The following is a 19786-nucleotide window of genomic DNA, read 5'->3' as shown; positions in this document are numbered from 1 at the left end:
AGCCATGAATCTCTTCAACCTTATACGGATAGCTTACAAAGCCCTTCAACGAAATAAACTAAGGGCCTTTTTAACGATGCTGGGTATTATTATCGGTGTAGCATCGGTAATAGCGATGGTGGCTATCGGGCAGGGATCAAAACAAAGTATTCACGACCAGCTATCGAGCATGGGCTCAAACATGATCACTGTGCTGCCAAGCAGTAACCTTAACGGCGGTGTACGCATTGCGGGCTCAAGCTTTCAAACCCTAACACAAAAAGATATAGTTGCCCTGCAAAAGGCGCAATACATTACCGAGCTTTCACCTTCAATAACCTCAAAAGGGCAAGCCATTAATGGTGCACTAAACTGGCCTACTACCATACAGGGCGTTAGTCCCGATTATTTAGATATCCGCAAGCTGAGTTTAAAAGATGGGATCGCATTTACTGAGCAGGATGTGATGACCTCGGCTAAGGTTTGTTTGATAGGACAAACGGTTATCGACAATCTTTTTCCTAATGGCGAAAATCCTATTGGCAAAGTAATCCGCTTTAACAAGATCCCTTTCCAGGTCATTGGCATCCTGAACCCCAAAGGTCAAAACGCCTTCGGGCAGGATCAGGACGATATCCTGATAGCGCCTTATACCACCATTCAAAAAAGGATTCTGGCAACAATCTATTACCAGAATATTTATGCCTCGGCAGCCAACGAACAGGTGACAGATGCAGCCGTAACCGAAATGACCCAGATCCTCCGTGATTCGCACAGGCTGCGCGACAGTGAGGATAACGACTTCACCGTGCGTACCCAGGCCGAGCTCATTAATACCTTAAGCTCAACCAGCGGATTGCTCACCGTACTGCTCACCGTAATTGCCGGCATTTCCCTTGTAATAGGCGGTATCGGCATCATGAATATCATGTATGTTTCGGTAACGGAGCGCACCCGCGAGATAGGTCTGCGCATGTCTATCGGTGCCCGTGGAAAAGATATTATGCTTCAATTTTTGATGGAGGCCATCCTGATCAGTATCACAGGCGGCATTATCGGTGTAGCACTGGGCATTGTATCATCAAACTTAGTTACGCTTACCTTATCGTGGCCAACTATTGTATCCGAATCATCTGTATTGTTGTCGTTTGTGGTTTGCGCCATTACGGGGATCTTTTTTGGATATTACCCGGCGCAAAAGGCAACGAGGTTGGATCCTATTGAGGCGTTGAGGTATGAATAAAAAGTGATAATCGGCGGCCAGAGGCCGTGAGATAGTTGCCACTCGGCTGGAGCCGAGCGGCGGCGTGACATTAGGGTTTATTACTTATAACAAAACTTAAAAAGACCGCCGCCGCTCGCGCCCTCGCGAGTGGCAGTTATGCCCCGGCCTCTGGCCGGTCTGCACCATGCATCATCATCTGCAAAAACAAAATTTAACACTTCCAACCACGACTAAATGTTAAATTTTGGCGATGAAATGTTAAATCTACAGTATAAAATGTTAAACCCCTTGCACAACTAACTATTTAGTTATATTTTGGCTTTCATAATCAACCTTATGAAAATCACAATTATTGGATTACTGCTATTTCTCATGGGCGCAGTAAATTTATCAGCCCAAACCAATTACAGCATTAAAGGAACGATAGCCGATACCGTTTCTAATTCTAAATTAGCCAACGCAAGCATTAGCGTTATAACTGCTAAAGATTCTATCCTGCAAAAATTTACGCGCGTTAAGGATGACGGTACTTTTACCATTAACAATTTAAGCAAGGGCAAGTACATTGTACTGGCAACCTACCCCGGTTATGCTGATTTTGTAGAACGTTTTACGTTAGATTCGGCGCATACCACGCAGAATTTCGGCCGCATCAGCATGCTGCTTAAAGAGCGTCTTTTACAGGAAGTAATTGTAAAAGGAAAAGCGGCAGCCATTAAAATTAAAGGCGATACCACCGAGTTTAATCCTGCAGCCTACAATATCCAGCCTAACTCAAAAGTTGAAGACCTCCTGAAACAGCTGCCAGGTATTGAGGTGGATAAAGACGGCAAGATCACGGCACAAGGCCAAACGGTAAAAAAAGTGTTGGTTGATGGCGAAGAGTTTTTTGGCGATGACCCTACCCTGGTTACCAAAAACCTGCGCGCCGATATGGTAGATAAAGTACAGCTTTATGATAAGACGAGCGATCAGGCTGCCTTTACGGGCATCGATGATGGCGTAAAGGATAAAACCATCAACATTAAACTTAAAGAAGATAAAAAGAACGGTTACTTTGGTAAACTTGACGGCGGTATAGGTACCGAAGGCTATTACCAGGGTCAGGCCTTATTTAACCGTTTTAAAGGAAAACAAAAATTTTCACTTTATGGTACCCTCGGCAACACCGGCAAAACAGGTTTAGGCTGGGAAGATAATAACAAATATGGCGGTGGCGGCAATATGGAGTTTGGCGACGATGGCGGCATCTATATTTTCGGAGGAGGCGGTGACGATTTGGATAGTTTTGACGGCAGGTATAATGGCGAAGGTAAACCTGTAGCCCGCACCGGTGGCGCACATTATGACACGAAATGGAACAATGATAAGGAATCTATTAACACAAACTATAAAATAGGTTCACTTACCGTTGATGGCACCAAGAACACCCAGCAGCAAAATAACTTCCCGGGTAACATATCAAACACCAATAGCGACCAAAACAATCACAATTACATGTTCCGCCAAAAGCTGGATGTAAATTACCAGGTAAAGCTCGACTCGATGCAAAACCTGAAGATCACCGCTGACGGAACCTTAAAAAACAGCAATACCAGGAGCAATTTTGCTACACAAACCCGCCGTTTGGATGGCAGCCTTATCAACAGTAATGATCGTGAAAACAGTGCCAATGTTGACGGTAAGGTGTTTAATGCAAACGCTTTCTATACCAAAAAATTCAAGAAAAAAAGCCGCACACTTTCGGTAAACTTCAGAACTGCTTACAATGAAAGTGACTCCAAAGGCTTCTTAAAATCTAATACACAGTTTTATGATTCAGTTGGGACTTATGTAAGGAAAGACACGATAGATCAATACAAAGTAAATAAAACCAAAAGCACCAACATCAATACAAACATTACCTATACCGAGCCATTAGCAAAAGATTTCACCCTTGCCGTTAGCTATGCTTTAGCTGTAAATAACTCAACAGCCGACAGGCGTACCTTTAACAAGAATGCAAGCGCGGGGCCTTACAGCATGCTCGACAGTATTTACAGCAGCGACTACAAACTGAACCAGCTTTCAAACCAGGGAGGCGCTGTATTTAACCTGCAAAAACAAAAATACTCGTTTAATATAGGCACTAAAGTAGCTGGTGTAAGGTTTAAACAGGTTGATGAATTCGGGCGGTTCTCTGACCTCGTACGCAATTTCACTAACTGGTACCCTCAGGCATCTTTTCAATATAAATTCACCAAACAGTCAAGCTTGAGGCTGAGTTACAATGGTAACACCACGCAGCCTAATATCGACCAGATCCAGCCGGTGCGTGTAAATACCGATCCGCTGAATATACAGGTTGGTAACTCCGGATTAAAGCCATCGTTTACGAACAGGTATAATATCAGTTACAACTCATACAAGGTGATCAGCAACCAGTATATCTGGATCAGCGGATCATATTCAACTACCAGTAACCCTATTGTAAGTAACGTAATGCGCGATACTACAACCGGTATCAGCACTTACCAATCATCAAACCTAAAAAACAAATCAACCAGCAACTTTTGGGTGAATAGCTATTTTGAAAGGAAAGTTCCTGGCATAGGTATCAACGCCGGGCTTGAAATTTATGGCAACGGCAATACTTATTACAATCTGTCAAACAATGTACTAAACGAAACCAAATCGTACAGCTATTCGGGCAGCATCAGGCTATCTAAATACAAGGAAAAGAAATATGACGCCTGGATTTCGGCAGGGCCTACTTATACTATTAACTCTTCATCGCTGAATACAGTGCTGAATAATAATGGTCGCGGATTTAACGCCAACGGAGGGTTTAATGTCTACCTTCCCGGCAAATTCCAAATCGGCTCGGACGGAAACTATACTTATAATGCACCGACAAAATCATTCCCACAGGATTTCAGAAGGTTCCTGCTAAATGCAAACATATCGAGGACATTCATGAAAGATGCCTTGAAAGCTACCATTTCGGGTAATGATCTGTTAAACCAAAATACCGGCTATAACCGCACCGGATCGGCCAATGTGCTTACCCAGGAGCGTTATACTACCATCAGAAGATATTTTATGTTTTCCCTTACCTGGGATTTTAACAAAGTTGGAGGCGGCGCACCTAAAAAATAACTTATCATGAAAAAGATTTTAACCTTAACAATCATACTGATATTTAGCGCAAACATGTTATTTGCGCAAGGCAATAAACACTTTACCTTTCACGGTACCATTGAGTATAACAAAACCTCAAATGTATGGGCTATGCTGCAAAAAGCCATTAATAAAGATAACGAAATGTGGTACCAGCCCAGGTATGAACAATATAAAAAAACCAAGCCCCAGTTTAAGGTATTAAAAAGCACGCTGAAATTTGGCAACAACCAAACGCTGTTTACACCTATTGAACCAGAAACACCAACAGCCGGTTACTGGAGTGAGCCGATGATGACGGCTCAAAACAGCACCATATTTTCTGATTTTAATACCGGCATGAGCACGAGCCAAAAAAGTGTATTTGAAGAAACCTTTTTAGTGAAAGATACCACCCGTCATATCAAATGGAAACTTACCGGCGAAACCCGGGAAATTGCCGGATACCCTTGTCGCCGGGCCAACGGCCTGATTCTTGATTCGATTTATGTAGTAGCCTTTTATACCGAAGAAATCCCTGTTTCGGGCGGTCCCGAATCATTTAATGGCTTGCCGGGGATGATATTAGGCGTAGCTCTCCCGCACGAAAACGTAACCTGGTTTGCCACTAAAGTTACAGAACAACCTATTGACGAAAAATCATTAACAGCACCTAAAAAAGGCAAAGCAGCCACGAACAAAAGCTTCATGACCATATTGCAAAATGCCATGAAAGATTGGGGTACGGAGGGAAAAGAGTATTTGAAGGGGTTTTCGTTGTAAGGATAAACTATTTCATATTAATAAAACGTCATTGCGAGGTACGAAGCAATCGCGAGCTATACAGAGCGGCTCTGTAAGTTGGGGATTGCTTCGTACCTCGCAATGACGATTTTATAATAAATTAATCCCTACGCATTAGCCAGCGCCCTGTCCAAATGCACATATCCACCATCAACATAAATTAACTGCCCGGTGGTATGGCTTGATACCGGCGACAATAAAAATGCAACGGTATTGGCAATTTCTTCAGCAGTGGTCATCCGGTTGCCTAATGGAATCTTTGCTTCGATCTCTTTCAGCTTTGCCTGAGGATCGGGCAGGGTCTTGATCCAATTAGCGTAAAGCGGTGTCCAGCATTCGGCTACTACCAGTGCGTTAACACGGATGCCATATTTTAACAGTTCAACCGCCCACTCGCGGGTAAGCGCGTTACGGCCACCATTTGATGCCGCATAGCCCGAGGTATTCCCCTGGCCGGTATCAGCAGTTTTCGAAGTAATGTTGAGGATGGCTCCTTTTGATTTTTTTAGTTCGGGCAAGGCGTGATGCGCCATCAGGTAATAATGCACCACGTTCTTATGCAACGATGCCATGAACCCCTCGTAGTCGCCGCTCTCTAAACCAACGCCGTCGTTTACACCAGCATTGTTCACCAATCCGTCGATACGGCCAAATTGCGCTATTACTTTATTCACAGCATTTTCACATGCTTTAGGATCAGTAAGTTCGGCCACTACCTGGTATGCCTTATGCCCCGCTGCTTCTACAGCTTCAACCGTTTTCAGGTTATCTCCCTCTCCGCGGCCTATTATAACCGGAATAGCGCCTTCAGAAGCCAACACCTTCACTATGCCCTCGCCTATACCCTTGGCACCTCCGGTAACTATAATTACCTTATCTGTAAGTTGTAAATTCATTTTATTTATAATAGATATATTAGTGACTGCCGGCCATTACCAGCTTCTTAACTTTATGATTATTGATGGCAAAGATCAGGATGCCAAAAAAGCAAATACCGGGCACAACATAAGCCCATTGGATGCTATGTGTTGCATCAGATACCCTGCCCATGATTACCGGAAAGATAGCGCCGCCTACAATACCCATAATTACCAGCGACGAACCTAATTTGGTTTTAGCGCCAAGTCCGCGGATACTTAATGAAAATATGGTAGGGAACATGATAGACATGAAAAACCAAACACACATTAACGCATAAACCGCAAACGCGCCATGTAATGTAACGGCCATAGCAATCAGGAAAATATTAATAATGGCATAAGTGATGAGGAGCTTTACCGGACTAAAATAACGCATCAGCAAAGTGCCTATAAACCTGCCGGCCATAAATCCGGCCGAAGCAATGGTTAAATAATAAGAAGCCGGCTTTTCGGCAAACCCGGCAACTTTTTCAGAAAAGCGGATAAAAAAGCTGCTTACACCGGCTTGTGCACCTACGTATAGAAACTCGGCAAAGATCCCAGCCCTCAGGCTTTTTATTCTTAACAACTCGGCTATGCGGGTGCCCAACGGCCTGTTATCATTGATTGCGTCCTCGCTGGTTTCTTCAACAATTGGCGGGAAGTGTGTGCGGTAAATTAAAAAAGCTACCACAAGCACTGCTACGCCAATTACCAAAAATGGCAATTGAACCGATGAAGCTTCATGGTTAAGGTACTCATTCAATTGTTCGGGTGACATTTTGCTTGATTCGGCATCTGTCAAAACCTTGCCCGATAAAATATATTTACCGCCAATGAGCGGTGCCAGTGTAGCAGCCAATCCGTTGAAAGATTGCGAAAAGTTGATCCTTCTTTCAGCACCAGCCGGATCTCCTAATACCGTTATGTAAGGATTAGCGGCTGTTTCCAAAAAGGCCGCTCCCGAAAATACAATGAATAACGCTGCTAAAAAGAACGCGTAGTTGCGTACCGCCGCAGCAGGGAAAAACAGGAATGCTCCTGTTGAAAAAAGTATCAAACCTAAGATGATCCCACCCTTGTAGCCATATTTTTTCATGAACTGCGCGGCCGGAATGGGTAATATAAAATAGGCAATATAGGATGCCGAATCGATCAGTGAGGATTGCAGGTCATTAAGCTGACAGGCTTTTTTTAAGTGCGGAATTAGTATCGGATTAAGATTGAGCGCAAATCCCCAGATAAAGAACAGGGAGGTAATTAATGCTACTGCGAACAGGGCGTTGTTTTTTGACATTAGTGTTTATTGGTTGGTTGTATATTGATCTGTTATTTAAATGTTGCTGAAATATCATCCAGTGAAATCCCCAGCGTTTTTAATGCTATTTTATTTAATGCGGCTTTATTACCGGTGAAATGGAATACACTATGTTTATGTGTAAGCTTTTCGCCCGGCTTCAGGAACGCGGCGAGTGATACGCTTTCTATCTCATAAAAAGGCCCCATTTGTTTACCATTGGCCAGTGGGCCATCGTTATAAGCATTTACCGCGTCGCCGCTGTAAGGCGCAGTATCTGTTTTCCATTCCTGGTTTAGGTAGGATGCTGTACTATCCACATCAAACATGGTTATGGTTAAAACATCGTTCTCGGCATCGTAACTGCCAGCCATATTTTTTGCCCGGTTTGGCGGGATGCCCAGTTTACCGCGACTTTTGCCATCGGCCTTAAACAGCAGAATGCCGCTTTTATAAGTTATCCTATCCTTCGGAATCTCGCCGAAATAATTGGTAGTGGCTACTTTCCCTTTCGCATTTTCATTATAGGGAACTACAATCACCACTTTGGGCGAAGGGGTAAACATATCTAAATTCCACAAACAAGGTGCGCCTGTAGCTTTATCCCAAGCTTTATCTCCTACATTAATGAGGGAATTTACAGTATTAAAACCAACTGTTTTTACAGCTGTATCCGCATCAATACTTAATACTTGCTGAATTGCTTTTGGCTCCATGATCTCCACATCCCGCTCCAGCTTTATTGATAATCCGGTGCCGGCATAATTTTGCAGATGCGTGCTTTTGCTCATCGATACCTTTTTATCCGAAGCTGAAATGAGTTCCCAGCTTTCATTATCAACAGCAGCCGGCGTATGCCAATTGGCAAACTCCATTTTGGTGCCCGGCTTAAAGAAAAGCGAGAATTGCCCGCCTTCCGGCCCAAGCCACAGGCGATCTTCGCCGCCAAAGGCATTCATATGCGGGTCGGGCTGATTCTGGTCGAACGTTTCATATTTGATCCATCCGAAACTTCTGCCGTTTAAGCCATCGGCAGTTGAGGTGAAAACCTTTGCCTGGTATTTTGGCGATACGATCACCTGACCCAAACCGCTGTCATCTTTTAAAACGATAACACTATCCTTTGCTTTTAAAAAATCAAGATCTGATCCAAAAGTTCCTTTCATAGGTAGTTGAGGGTTGCGTATGGTACACGACACCGAAGCGGCAAACAGCAAAACTAATGATGACTTTTTTAAAAGTTGCACCATACCGCTTATTTATGTTTAGGATTTAAGCCAATCACATTCACCATTGTGCCGATATGGTCAATACTGATCTCCACAACGTCGCCGGCTTGCAAAGTAAAACTTGGCGGCGGCACCAGGCAGGTGCCCGTCATTAAAAAGCATCCGTTAGGAAAATCACATTCGCTGTACAAATAACCGGTAAGTTCTGTAAAAGAGCGTTTGATCCGCGATACTGTTGTTTCATCTTCAAAAACCAACTCGCCATCACGCTTAATATTCATGCTGATCACCATTTCGCCGGGAATGGGCGACGAGGTAACATATAAACAAGGCCCAAGAGCGGCGCTTTTTTCATATACTTTAGCCTGCGGAAGGTACAAAGCATTTTCGCCCTCGATACTCCGGGAGCTCATATCATTGCCAATGGTATATCCCTGGATATTACCATTGCTATTCACAAATAGCGTAAGTTCAGGCTCTGGCACATCCCACTCCGAGTCTTTGCGGATGTAAACCTCGCCGTTATGCCCGGATACCCGGTGAGCAAGGGCTTTGAAAAAAAGCTCAGGCCGGGGTGCGTCATAAACCTTATCATACAAACTCGCGCCGGTTTCTGATTCCTCCATGCGGGCATCACGGCTACGTAAATAAGTTACGCCGGCGGCCCACACTTCCTGGGTACCAATTGGCGGCAATATTTTGCCGTTTAGATATTCATTCTCCACCTCGGCGCTTAAAGCCGTAGTGTCGGCAGTGATCGATTTCAGGTAAGCGGCTAAAGCATCCCTGTTGATGAGTTTATCCCATTCATCATCAATAATATATGATGAACCGTTATGTTGCAATAGGCTGCCCTTGGCAAGTTTATATAGTTTCATTAGTTTACTTCCAGTTCGTCTTTTGAGGGGAGTTTAGGGAAAGGGCCATGTTCGCCGGTTTGATACCAAAACACGGTTGAAGCGATATCGTCCTGCAAGGGCATGTAACGGCCATCATGCCGCCAGCCCAATGCCTGTATGGTAACTTTCAAACTTTTTTCAAAGCGGATTGGATCAACGATATGCCAGCGGTACATGCCAAAACGCTGTGCAATTTCATAGTGCCCATCGCCGCGGATTACCTGCGGCAAGCCGCTGTAGGGGTTGCAAAATTCGGTGTATTCCGTTCCGGGTTTCTCTTTACCATCAGCATCCTTGTGGCGGGTATCAAAATCATATGATCCGCAGAAATAATCTTCCGTGCCAGTACCGTTTATGGTAGGGAATTTGGTATCGCCATCCATAAAAAACTTGATCTCACCTTCGCCCCACCAGCCATTTTTATTTGAGCCATAAGCGATGTAAGTACCTACGTATTGCCCTTTGCCTTTAATGCTATCCACCAAAACAAAATCTTTTTTATAAGGCAGCGGGTTTACCCTGCGAAATTGCGCATGGAAATAACCTGCATCCTCGGGGACATCGGTCAGGGTATAATCAACCTGGTAATATAACACCATGTCCGCATCGTCGATATTTTCCATAGTAATGCGGCATTTTTTTCGGAACGGCATTGGCCAGTAACAATTGAATGCGCTACCGGGGTTTACTGCAACGGCAAGAGAACTTACCAGCGCATATTTACCCCAACCCATGCAAAAAAAGTCGCCCACGGGCACTTCTACCGAAGGGGCGGTTTCATCATCCCAATAAAAACGGATTATGGAATAGCGCCAGTTACCGGTAGGGGTCATCCAAATGTGCTGAATAGCGCCCGATCCGTTAATTTCGGCAACGGTAAAAGTTGTATGTTTTTTGATGACAACGCTTGGGCTTACCTTCCAAGTCTGGCCTAAGTCGCGGGATGCGTTAGCGCCTGTACCTGTTGTGGCCATACCACCTTTACCTTTTTCGCCGGTAAAATTTTCCGGACTGATAGATCTTGTTTTGGCATCAGATGTACGATAAAGGTTGCCGAGCCCAACATCAAGACCGTTAAATTTTTGCTGCGCATCAACAAACGAAGCAACAATAACACACAGGCAGATCGTTAAAAAATAATTTTTCACCATAAAACTTATCTTTAAAATCAATTAACGCAGTAATTGGTAATGCGCTCCAGGTTTATTTGTTTATGCTTCAGGCCTTGGTTAAAAAGCCATTCACAATCATATTGATAATTTTTTGCTATCCATACCGCTTTATAAGCATAACATGCGCATATTTTGGCATGGCTTAACTACAGTTGATAAAGCTAATTTAAAAATTATTAAATAATGCCCTGTACCTGTAAAAAACAGGATAGATTAATTGTCCATTCTTCGATAAATAAGCTAAATAAACCACATTTTTGCATATGCCGTTTGATCTGATACTTAACAATCTCGAAAAACACATCCACTTAACCCGCGAAGAACAGGAAATTTTTACGGCTTATTTACAGCCTAAAAAAATAAAACGTAAACAGTTTTTGCTTACTTATGGTGAAGTATGCAAGTATTCGGCTTTTGTAACGGCCGGTTGTTTAAGAGGCTATACCGTAGATAAAAGTGGCATTGAACACGTATTAAGTTTTGCCCCTGCCGATTGGTGGATAGCAGATATGTATAGCCTCATTTCGCAGAAACCAGGCATACAAAATATCGAAGCTTTAGAAGATACCGATGTGCTGCTGCTATCAAAAGCCAACCAGGAAAAATTATATATACAGATACCTAAGTTTGAGCACTTTTTCAGGATCCTGACCGAAAACTCACTGGTAGCCAGTCAGCAGCGTCTTATAGATAGTCTGAGCCTTACCGCCGAAGACCGTTATTATAATTTTTGCAAACGCTACCCTACACTGATAGATCATCTCCCACAAAAACAAATAGCCTCCTATATAGGTGTAACCCCCGAGTTTTTTAGCCGGATGAAAAGCGAAATGGTGAGGAAGAAGTAGAACCTCACCTAAATCCTCTCCAAAGGAGAGGACTTTAAAAGCAAGATCATGCTCCCTCTCCTTTGGAGAGGGCCGGGGTGAGGTTAATTTCTTAACCTACATCAAGTGCCGCCAACCAGCGACCCTTTAACTTTGTATTACAATTTAAAGGAAACACACCATGGCACAGACCATTTTACATAAAGCCAACACCCGCGGCCATGCAGATCACGGATGGTTACACAGCTACCAATCATTTAGTTTTGCTGGTTATTACAATCCTCAACGGATGAACTTTGGCGCTTTGAGGGTGTTGAACGATGATACCGTTGATCCGGGTATGGGTTTCGGCAAACACCCGCATGATAACATGGAGATCATTTCCATTCCGCTGGAAGGCGACCTCGAGCATAAGGACAGCATGAACAATGTAGCTGTTATCAAAAACGGAGATATCCAGGCGATGAGTGCCGGTACCGGAATTTTTCACAGCGAATATAATTTTGACCGTACCAGCGAAGTTAAGTTTCTTCAAATCTGGATTTACCCTAACAAACGGAACGTTGAACCACGTTATGATCAGATTTCATTAAATCTTGAAGACCGTCATAATAAATTACAGCAGGTATTATCTCCCAATCCGGATGATGCCGGTGTATGGATCCATCAGGATGCGTGGTTTCATTTAGGCAAATTTGACAAAGGGGTTAGTACCGAATATAACCTCAAGAAAGAGGGCAACGGCGTTTATGCGTTTGTGTTAAGCGGCGAAGTGATTATTAATGGCGAAACTTTAAATAGCCGCGATGCTTTGGGTATTTGGGATACCGACAAATTTACCGTTGAAGCAGGTACAGATTCTGAGTTTTTGTTGATTGATGTACCGATGAAATTTTAAGATCATGGAAAAGACACAGATACTGGTAATTGGCCGGCATCCAGAAATATTAGCCACAGTAGTGAGATTAGTAAACAATAATCCTGACTGGAACGCAACTGGCTGCCTCAGCGATGAGGAAGCCATTGCTGCGTTCCCTACGCAAGACTTTAAAGTGGTGTTATTAGGTGGAGGGGTTGATGAGATATCGGAAGTTAAACTGAACGAATATTTCTGTAATGAAAAACCAGAAATTAAGATCGTACAACATTTTGGAGGTGGAAGCGGATTGCTCTCGGCTGAGATTTTTGAGGCATTAGGTAGCTGATTAACTTAATGGCTGCTGCAACCACTACATCCTGAAGCAGAGCACCCTGAGCAACCGCTTCCACATCCACTGCCCCCGCCGCTATGGCACCCATGACCAGAATGTCCGTGATGGCCCGGATCGAAACCACCATCAGCTCCGCAGCCGACGGTACTACAACCAGTCCCACCACCATTACCGTCACGATCCCGTTTATCATCATTGCGCCCTTCACTATGATAACTTAATATGGTAACACCAACAAACAGTACCAGGAAAATTAACATAAAAATATCATTATCTGAGGCCTGTATGCATATCCATGAAACAAGGATCAACATCCCCATCAGCAACAATACTTTAATTCGTCGAGGTTTACGGATAAGCCAGTATTTATCCAGATTCACTCGTTGAAAATTAATCTCTTTAAAGCGGACTTCGTTTCCAGGCCAAATATCAGCAGGCGACTGTTCGTTAAAACAGTTAAAATATAATTGGCCGGTATCAGTATAAAACGTGTCATACTTTACTGCTTCGCTATTTCCACCTTTAGTAGGATTATGATGGATCTCCCTTCCGAGTGTGTCACGGCAAAGATCTATCCAATATGACCGGGTAAAAGTTAAATGCAGGTGCCAGGCCTGATCAATAGCATCGGAAGGTGTTGCACCATGTTCGGAGATACAACAAAGAAAAATAAAACGTTTGTATTCAGCAATCACCCTACGGGTATAAACTAAGTTCCATCCATTCTCGCGCGCCAGGCGTTCGGAAAATTTGAAAGCAGCTTCAGGATCATCCAATTGAAAATCCAGGATCTTTTGCCAAAGCGCGGCTTGTTCTGCTGTAAGCATATGTTTAGGTATATACTCTAAAAATAGCAAAATAATATGGTAATGAAATGTTTATTGGTGATAGTGTTCGTTATCTTGTTATCGCTCGGACTTTGTTCATTTTGTTAAGAAAAAGAACAAAGCCAACCCGCGGCAACTGAGCGGGCCAATGTCAGTTAAATACAACAATGATTTATTGGGGGCGTTGCCTGCGGCCGGGCTATTCGCTCATACTGCACGGGCATTAGCCCCAGGCCGGTATCCGCTCCTATCCCTAACGCGGGTTTGAGGTGAGTGGTTGATTGGGGAATGATGAGTGGTTTTTGATTGAAATGAAGGATTCTTCAAAGTCCATTAAACGCAAAAAAGCCTTAGGTATTAGCTAAGGCTTTTGCGATTATTGCACTATTGCAAGTGATAAAGGGTGGCACCGACCTACTCTCCCACGTTTTACCGCAGTACCATCGGCTCTGGCGGGCTTGACTTCTCTGTTCGGAATGGGAAGAGGTAGACACCGCCGATATAGGCACCTGAATATTTTATAGATTTGAGATGTTAGACTTGAGTATTGAGATTTTTATCTCATGTCTCATATCTGTTGTCTCATATCTAAGACAATTATTGAAAGAAGTACTTGAACTTAAGAGAAAACAACAGCTTTTGTTGTTTATCTGTTTGTCTTGGATTAGAGGCAGCGACTAATCTCTTAATCTCTAACCTCTAATCTCTGCTTTGAAGAAAGCTTCGGGCAATTAGTATTACTCGGCTATGATGTCACCACCTTTATACCTGTAACCTATCAACGTAGTAGTCTCCTACGACCCTCAATGGAAGTCTCATCTTGTGGCTAGTTTCGCACTTAGATGCTTTCAGCGCTTATCTATTCCCAACGTAGCTACTCTGCAGTACACCTGGCGGCATAACAGATTCACCAGAGGTTAGTCCAACCCGGTCCTCTCGTACTAAGGTCAGCCCCACTCAAACTTCCTACGCCCACAACAGATAGGGACCGAACTGTCTCGCGACGTTCTGAACCCAGCTCGCGTGCCACTTTAATGAGCGAACAGCTCAACCCTTGGGACCTTCTCCAGCCCCAGGATGTGACGAGCCGACATCGAGGTGCCAAACCTCCCCGTCGATATGAGCTCTTGGGGGAGATCAGCCTGTTATCCCCAGCGTACCTTTTATCCTTTGAGCGATGGCCCTTCCATGCAGAACCACCGGATCACTATATCCGTCTTTCGACCCAGCTCGACTTGTCTGTCTCACTGTCAAGCAAGCTTTTGCTATTGCACTCCGCGTACGGTTACCAAGCGTACTGAGCTTACCTTTGAAAGCCTCCGTTACCTTTTTGGAGGCGACCACCCCAGTCAAACTACCCGCCAAACAATGTTCTCCACTTTGTAGAGTTAGACACCAAATACAGAAAGGGTGGTATTTCAACGTTGACTAACCAACTCCTAGCGAAGCTGGATCACAGTCTCCCACCTATCCTACACATCCTGTATCCGATATCAATGTTAAGCTATAGTGAAGGTGCATGGGGTCTTTCCGTCCCGTTGCGGGTAACCGGCGTCTTCACCGATACCACAATTTCACCGAGCTCATGGCTGAGACAGCGCCCAGATCGTTACACCATTCGTGCAGGTCGGAACTTACCCGACAAGGAATTTCGCTACCTTAGGACCGTTATAGTTACGGCCGCCGTTTACTGGGGCTTCGATTCAATGCTTCGCCTTGCGACTAACATCCCCTCTTAACCTTCCAGCACCGGGCAGGTGTCAGGCCATATACGTCATCTTGCGATTTTGCATAGCCATGTGTTTTTGTTAAACAGTCATCTGGGCCTTTTCACTGCGGCTGACATTGCTGCCAGCGCCCCTTCTCCCGAAGTTACAGGGCCATTTTGCCGAGTTCCTTAGCCATGATTCACTCGAGCACCTTAGGATTCTCTCCTCGACTACCTGTGTCGGTTTACGGTACGGGTTTTTATTACCTGAAGCTTAGCGGGTTTTCTTGGAAGTCTGATTACCTGAACTATCACCTTGTCCGAAGATTCGGTGTACTATCAGCTTTCAGCAAAGTCTGCGTACTTAACTACAAACTCTATACCTACAGCCTTTAACGAACTATTCCGTCAGTTCGCGTCAGTGTCACTACTCCGTCACCGCATCGCAGTAATAAAAAGTACTGGAATATTAACCAGTTGTCCATCGGCTACGCCTGTCGGCTTCACCTTAGGCCCCGACTAACCCTGATCCGATTAGCGTTGATCAGGAAACCTTAGTCTTTCGGTGGGCGGGTTTCTCTCCCGCCTTATCGTTACTTATGCCTACATTTGCTTTTCTATTCCCTCCACAGTCAGTTACCTTCCTGCTTCGCCGGATAATAGAATGCTCCCCTACCAGTCACATTACTGTGAATCCATAGCTTCGGTATACTGCTTGATGCCCGTTTATTATCCATGCCCGATCGCTCGACTAGTGAGCTGTTACGCACTCTTTAAATGAATGGCTGCTTCCAAGCCAACATCCTAGCTGTCTGTGCAATCGGACCTCGTTAGTTCAACTTAGCAATAATTTAGGGACCTTAGCTGATGGTCTGGGTTCTTTCCCTCTCGGCCATGGACCTTAGCACCCATAGCCTCACTCCAGCGTATATTATAAAGCATTCGGAGTTTATCTGGATTTGGTAGGATTTGACTCCCCCGCACCCAATTAGTAGCTCTACCTCTTTATAACTCAACCGCTAAGGCTGTTCCTAAAAACATTTCGGGGAGTACGAGCTATTTCCCAGTTTGATTAGCCTTTCACCCCTACCCACAAGTCATCCGGAAACTTTTCAACGTTTATCGGTTCGGTCCTCCAGTACCTGTTACGGCACCTTCAACCTGCCCATGGGTAGATCACAAGGTTTCGCGTCTACCTCCCCTGACTATACGCCCTTTTCAGACTCGCTTTCGCTTCGGATCCGTGTCTTAAACACTTAACCTTGCCAGGGAAGAGTAACTCGTAGGCTCATTATGCAAAAGGCACGCCGTCACCCGTTTGAGCTCCGACCGCTTGTAAGTACACGGTTTCAGGTTCTATTTCACTCCCCTGTTCGGGGTTCTTTTCACCTTTCCCTCACGGTACTGGTTCACTATCGGTCTCTCAGGAGTATTTAGCCTTACCGGATGGTGCCGGCAAATTCCCACAAGGCGTCTCCGACCTCGCGGTACTCAGGATACCACTATCCTACTATCAATTACCCGTACGCAGCTCTCATGCTCTATGGCCGGGTTTCCCACCCCGTTCCGGTTCTCTTTAATATTCATGTTGTGGTCCTACAACCCCTGCTATGCCGTAACATAACAGGTTTGGGCTTCTTCCATTTCGCTCGCCACTACTCTGGAAATCACTATTGTTTTCTCTTCCTCTGCTTACTTAGATGTTTCAGTTCGGCAGGTTAGCGCATTTATGCAGTTATTCTTCAAATAACTAGGTTTCCCCATTCGGAAATCTGCGGATCAAATCATATTTGCTAATCCCCGCAGCTTATCGCAGCTTATCACGTCCTTCTTCGCCTCTGAGAGCCAAGGCATCCCCCGTGTACCCTTTCTTACTTTCTTCTACTCTTGCGCCTTTTGCGCCGCAAGGTATGTCTTTATTTTAGTCCGTCGTTCGACAGAGTCAAGAGTTCAGGAGTCAGGAAGCAAGATTAATCTTGTTTCCTTATTCTTGTAATCTTGGTTCTCAATCAAACAACTTCCTATCTGTTGTTTTCTCTTGTTTTCAATTACTTCTTCCAATATGTCAAAGAACGTTTTGTTGAGCTGAAAGCTAAATGCTTAAGGCTAAAAGCTTTTGAAGGCTTTCTGCTTTAGGCTTTGCGCTTTAAGCTTAACATCGTGGAGAATAACGGATTCGAACCGTTGACCCCCTGCGTGCAAGGCAGGTGCTCTAGCCAGCTGAGCTAATCCCCGTTAGATGAGCGATCAGAGATTGGTTGATCAGTGATTAGTTCTTTTTCCTAATCTCTATTCTCTAACCTCTTCTTGCCTGCGGCTTGCGCCGCACAGTAGTCCCGAGCAGATTTGAACTGCTGACCCCTACATTATCAGTGTAGTGCTCTAACCAAGCTGAGCTACAGGACTATTTGTTTTTAGTTGCAGTTATCAGTTGCAGTTTGCAGGACTTTTCTGCCTACTGCTGCTGCCACTGCTTACTGCCACTTGTCCTGTGCTTACTTTCGTTTGCACATTCCACAGATGGCTTCATCTTCTGGGTTTCCTTTTGTCTTTTTGTTTGTGTTTTAAGAAATATCATGTAGGTAACAGTTCCGAATTACTCAGAGATACTGCTCCAGAAAGGAGGTATTCCAGCCACACCTTCCGGTACGGCTACCTTGTTACGACTTAGCCCCAGTTACCGACTTTACCCTAGGACGCTCCTTGCGGTTACGCACTTCAGGCACTTCCAGCTTCCATGGCTTGACGGGCGGTGTGTACAAGGCCCGGGAACGTATTCACCGCGTCATTGCTGATACGCGATTACTAGCGAATCCAACTTCACGGGGTCGAGTTGCAGACCCCGATCCGAACTGTGAATGGCTTTAAGAGATTGGCATCCTGTTGCCAGGTAGCTGCCCTCTGTACCATCCATTGTAGCACGTGTGTAGCCCCGGACGTAAGGGCCATGATGACTTGACGTCGTCCCCTCCTTCCTCTCTATTTGCATAGGCAGTCTGTTTAGAGTCCCCACCTTAAATGCTGGCAACTAAACATAGGGGTTGCGCTCGTTGCGGGACTTAACCCAACACCTCACGGCACGAGCTGACGACAGCCATGCAGCACCTAGTTTCGTGTTCCGAAGAACTGTGACGTCTCTGTCACATTCACTAACTTTCAAGCCCGGGTAAGGTTCCTCGCGTATCATCGAATTAAACCACATGCTCCTCCGCTTGTGCGGGCCCCCGTCAATTCCTTTGAGTTTCACCCTTGCGGGCGTACTCCTAGGTGGAACACTTAACGCTTTCGCTTAGACGCTGACCGTATATCGCCAACATCGAGTGTTCATCGTTTAGGGCGTGGACTACCAGGGTATCTAATCCTGTTTGATCCCCACGCTTTCGTGCCTCAGCGTCAATCATACTTTAGTAAGCTGCCTTCGCAATTGGTGTTCTGTGACATATCTATGCATTTCACCGCTACTTGTCACATTCCGCCTACCTCAAGTACATTCAAGCTCTTCAGTATCAAGGGCACTGCGATAGTTGAGCTACCGTCTTTCACCCCTGACTTAAAAAGCCGCCTACGCACCCTTTAAACCCAATAAATCCGGATAACGCTTGGATCCTCCGTATTACCGCGGCTGCTGGCACGGAGTTAGCCGATCCTTATTCTCAAGGTACATTCAACTTCTTACACGTAAGAAGGTTTATTCCCCTGCAAAAGCAGTTTACAACCCGTAGGGCCGTCTTCCTGCACGCGGCATGGCTGGTTCAGACTTCCGTCCATTGACCAATATTCCTTACTGCTGCCTCCCGTAGGAGTCTGGTCCGTGTCTCAGTACCAGTGTGGGGGGTCATCCTCTCAGATCCCCTAAACATCGTCGCCTTGGTATGCCGTTACCACACCAACTAGCTAATGTTGCGCATGCCCATCTTAGTCCTATAAATATTTGATATTAAAGCGATGCCACTTCAATATGTTATGCGGTCTTAATCTCTCTTTCGAGAGGCTATCCCCCTGACTAAGGTAGGTTACATACGTGTTACGCACCCGTGCGCCACTCTCATTAGGAGCAAGCTCCCAAATCCCGTCCGACTTGCATGTATTAGGCCTGCCGCTAGCGTTCATCCTGAGTAGGATCAAACTCTCCATTGTAAAATGTTTTGTTTAACCACTGACCCTATTATTAATTAATAGAATCTGTATTATATATCTTTATACAGTCTCTCTTCTTTTTGTAACTCTTCAATCTCCCTCAGCCTTAGCTTTGGTTGATCTCCCGTTACGCTACATGATTTCCATTTCTTAAAAGAACTTTTTCGCCTCATCATCCGAATCAGCTATATAATTTCACCTTACTTTCGCTTGGTTCAACTTGTCAGTTTATTTCCCCGAAAATCGCTTCCGGCTCTTTTGTTTTACTCATTAACTATCGTTAACTTTCTTCCTTCTCTTATTGACCGAACTCACTCAGCCTCAACTTCTTTCGCTCTCTCAAGCACCCTTCCGTTTGGGTCTGCAAAGGTAGAAAACCTTTTCTTATTTCCAAAACTTTTTTATTTTTTTATTTCTAAAGTTTTGATAGCGCT

The 19786-nt window shown here is 44.7% G+C and carries 12 protein-coding genes, 2 tRNA genes and 3 rRNA genes; 6 read left to right on the top strand and 11 right to left on the bottom strand.

Annotation, left to right across the window (positions count from 1 at the left end; all coding sequences use genetic code 11):
- The first annotated feature begins 4 nt into the window (after positions 1-4).
- From ACEN82_RS00085 to ACEN82_RS00075, 3 genes are all read left to right on the top strand, one after another.
- Positions 5-1222 carry an ABC transporter permease gene (locus tag ACEN82_RS00085; protein WP_413322702.1) on the top strand — a complete coding sequence of 406 codons (1218 nt, stop codon included), beginning with the start codon at positions 5-7 and terminating at the stop codon, positions 1220-1222.
- 318 nt (positions 1223-1540) lie between these two features.
- Complete coding sequence (locus tag ACEN82_RS00080; protein WP_413322701.1) at positions 1541-4342, top strand: outer membrane beta-barrel family protein; 2802 nt, start codon at positions 1541-1543, stop codon at positions 4340-4342.
- A 6-nt stretch (positions 4343-4348) separates the two neighbouring features.
- A complete protein-coding gene (locus tag ACEN82_RS00075; RefSeq protein ID WP_413322700.1) occupies positions 4349-5125 on the top strand; it encodes a GLPGLI family protein in 777 nt (258 codons plus the stop codon).
- Positions 5126-5253: 128 nt separating this feature from the next.
- Here ACEN82_RS00075 and ACEN82_RS00070 read toward each other — a convergent pair whose 3' ends face one another.
- The 5 genes from ACEN82_RS00070 to ACEN82_RS00050 are packed head-to-tail and all read right to left on the bottom strand — an operon-like array spanning position 5254 to position 10621.
- On the bottom strand, positions 5254-6042 hold the full coding sequence (locus tag ACEN82_RS00070) for an SDR family oxidoreductase (RefSeq protein ID WP_413322699.1): 789 nt from the start codon (positions 6040-6042) through the stop codon (positions 5254-5256).
- 19 nt (positions 6043-6061) lie between these two features.
- A complete protein-coding gene (gene fucP, locus ACEN82_RS00065) occupies positions 6062-7342 on the bottom strand; it encodes an L-fucose:H+ symporter permease (RefSeq protein ID WP_413322698.1) in 1281 nt (426 codons plus the stop codon).
- A 32-nt stretch (positions 7343-7374) separates the two neighbouring features.
- Positions 7375-8592, bottom strand: coding sequence for a DUF6786 family protein (locus ACEN82_RS00060; RefSeq protein ID WP_413322697.1), 1218 nt, complete (start codon positions 8590-8592; stop codon positions 7375-7377).
- Positions 8593-8597: 5 nt separating this feature from the next.
- The gene (locus tag ACEN82_RS00055) at positions 8598-9449 is read right to left on the bottom strand and encodes a fumarylacetoacetate hydrolase family protein (RefSeq protein ID WP_413322696.1); all 852 of its coding nucleotides are present in this window, start codon (positions 9447-9449) and stop codon (positions 8598-8600) included.
- Positions 9449-10621 (bottom strand): glycoside hydrolase family 172 protein, encoded by a 1173-nt coding sequence (locus tag ACEN82_RS00050; protein ID WP_413322695.1) that lies wholly within the window; start codon positions 10619-10621, stop codon positions 9449-9451. The genes ACEN82_RS00055 and ACEN82_RS00050 overlap by 1 nt, the downstream gene beginning before the upstream one ends.
- 284 nt (positions 10622-10905) lie before the next feature.
- Here ACEN82_RS00050 and ACEN82_RS00045 point away from each other — a divergent pair, with 284 nt between their 5' ends.
- From ACEN82_RS00045 to ACEN82_RS00035, 3 genes are all read left to right on the top strand, one after another.
- The gene (locus ACEN82_RS00045; protein WP_413322694.1) at positions 10906-11490 is read left to right on the top strand and encodes a Crp/Fnr family transcriptional regulator; all 585 of its coding nucleotides are present in this window, start codon (positions 10906-10908) and stop codon (positions 11488-11490) included.
- A 160-nt stretch (positions 11491-11650) separates the two neighbouring features.
- Positions 11651-12367 (top strand): pirin family protein, encoded by a 717-nt coding sequence (locus ACEN82_RS00040; RefSeq protein ID WP_413322693.1) that lies wholly within the window; start codon positions 11651-11653, stop codon positions 12365-12367.
- Positions 12368-12371: 4 nt separating this feature from the next.
- Positions 12372-12674 carry a hypothetical protein gene (locus ACEN82_RS00035; RefSeq protein WP_413322692.1) on the top strand — a complete coding sequence of 101 codons (303 nt, stop codon included), beginning with the start codon at positions 12372-12374 and terminating at the stop codon, positions 12672-12674.
- Positions 12675-12679: 5 nt separating this feature from the next.
- On the opposite strand, the gene ACEN82_RS00030 is transcribed toward ACEN82_RS00035, so the two are convergent.
- From ACEN82_RS00030 to ACEN82_RS00005, 6 genes are all read right to left on the bottom strand, one after another.
- Positions 12680-13507, bottom strand: a complete 828-nt coding sequence (locus ACEN82_RS00030; protein WP_413322691.1) for a glycine-rich domain-containing protein — start codon at positions 13505-13507, stop codon at positions 12680-12682.
- Between the two features lie 401 nt (positions 13508-13908).
- A 5S ribosomal RNA gene (gene rrf, locus ACEN82_RS00025) occupies positions 13909-14020 on the bottom strand.
- Positions 14021-14218: 198 nt separating this feature from the next.
- A 23S ribosomal RNA gene (locus ACEN82_RS00020) occupies positions 14219-17097 on the bottom strand.
- Positions 17098-17376: 279 nt separating this feature from the next.
- Positions 17377-17449: transfer RNA gene (locus ACEN82_RS00015), tRNA-Ala, on the bottom strand.
- 97 nt (positions 17450-17546) lie between these two features.
- Positions 17547-17621: transfer RNA gene (locus ACEN82_RS00010), tRNA-Ile, on the bottom strand.
- Positions 17622-17833: 212 nt separating this feature from the next.
- A 16S ribosomal RNA gene (locus tag ACEN82_RS00005) occupies positions 17834-19352 on the bottom strand.
- The 16S, 23S and 5S rRNA genes sit together here with 2 tRNA genes alongside, the layout of an rRNA operon.
- Between the last annotated feature and the right edge of the window lie 434 nt (positions 19353-19786).

The organism is Mucilaginibacter sp. Mucisp73 (assembly GCF_059491465.1).
This window is presented reverse-complemented; position numbering and strand designations above follow the sequence as displayed.

What these genes read in the sequence shown, in the direction of transcription:
- ACEN82_RS00050 (WP_413322695.1), bottom strand. Translation starts at nt 10,621, where the DNA reads ATGGTGAAAAATTATTTTTTAACGATCTGCCTGTGTGTTATTGTTGCT.
- fucP (WP_413322698.1), bottom strand. Translation starts at nt 7,342, where the DNA reads ATGTCAAAAAACAACGCCCTGTTCGCAGTAGCATTAATTACCTCCCTG.
- ACEN82_RS00070 (WP_413322699.1), bottom strand. Translation starts at nt 6,042, where the DNA reads ATGAATTTACAACTTACAGATAAGGTAATTATAGTTACCGGAGGTGCC.
- ACEN82_RS00040 (WP_413322693.1), top strand. Translation starts at nt 11,651, where the DNA reads ATGGCACAGACCATTTTACATAAAGCCAACACCCGCGGCCATGCAGAT.
- ACEN82_RS00080 (WP_413322701.1), top strand. Translation starts at nt 1,541, where the DNA reads ATGAAAATCACAATTATTGGATTACTGCTATTTCTCATGGGCGCAGTA.
- ACEN82_RS00055 (WP_413322696.1), bottom strand. Translation starts at nt 9,449, where the DNA reads ATGAAACTATATAAACTTGCCAAGGGCAGCCTATTGCAACATAACGGT.
- ACEN82_RS00035 (WP_413322692.1), top strand. Translation starts at nt 12,372, where the DNA reads ATGGAAAAGACACAGATACTGGTAATTGGCCGGCATCCAGAAATATTA.
- ACEN82_RS00085 (WP_413322702.1), top strand. Translation starts at nt 5, where the DNA reads ATGAATCTCTTCAACCTTATACGGATAGCTTACAAAGCCCTTCAACGA.
- ACEN82_RS00030 (WP_413322691.1), bottom strand. Translation starts at nt 13,507, where the DNA reads ATGCTTACAGCAGAACAAGCCGCGCTTTGGCAAAAGATCCTGGATTTT.
- ACEN82_RS00045 (WP_413322694.1), top strand. Translation starts at nt 10,906, where the DNA reads ATGCCGTTTGATCTGATACTTAACAATCTCGAAAAACACATCCACTTA.
- ACEN82_RS00060 (WP_413322697.1), bottom strand. Translation starts at nt 8,592, where the DNA reads ATGGTGCAACTTTTAAAAAAGTCATCATTAGTTTTGCTGTTTGCCGCT.
- ACEN82_RS00075 (WP_413322700.1), top strand. Translation starts at nt 4,349, where the DNA reads ATGAAAAAGATTTTAACCTTAACAATCATACTGATATTTAGCGCAAAC.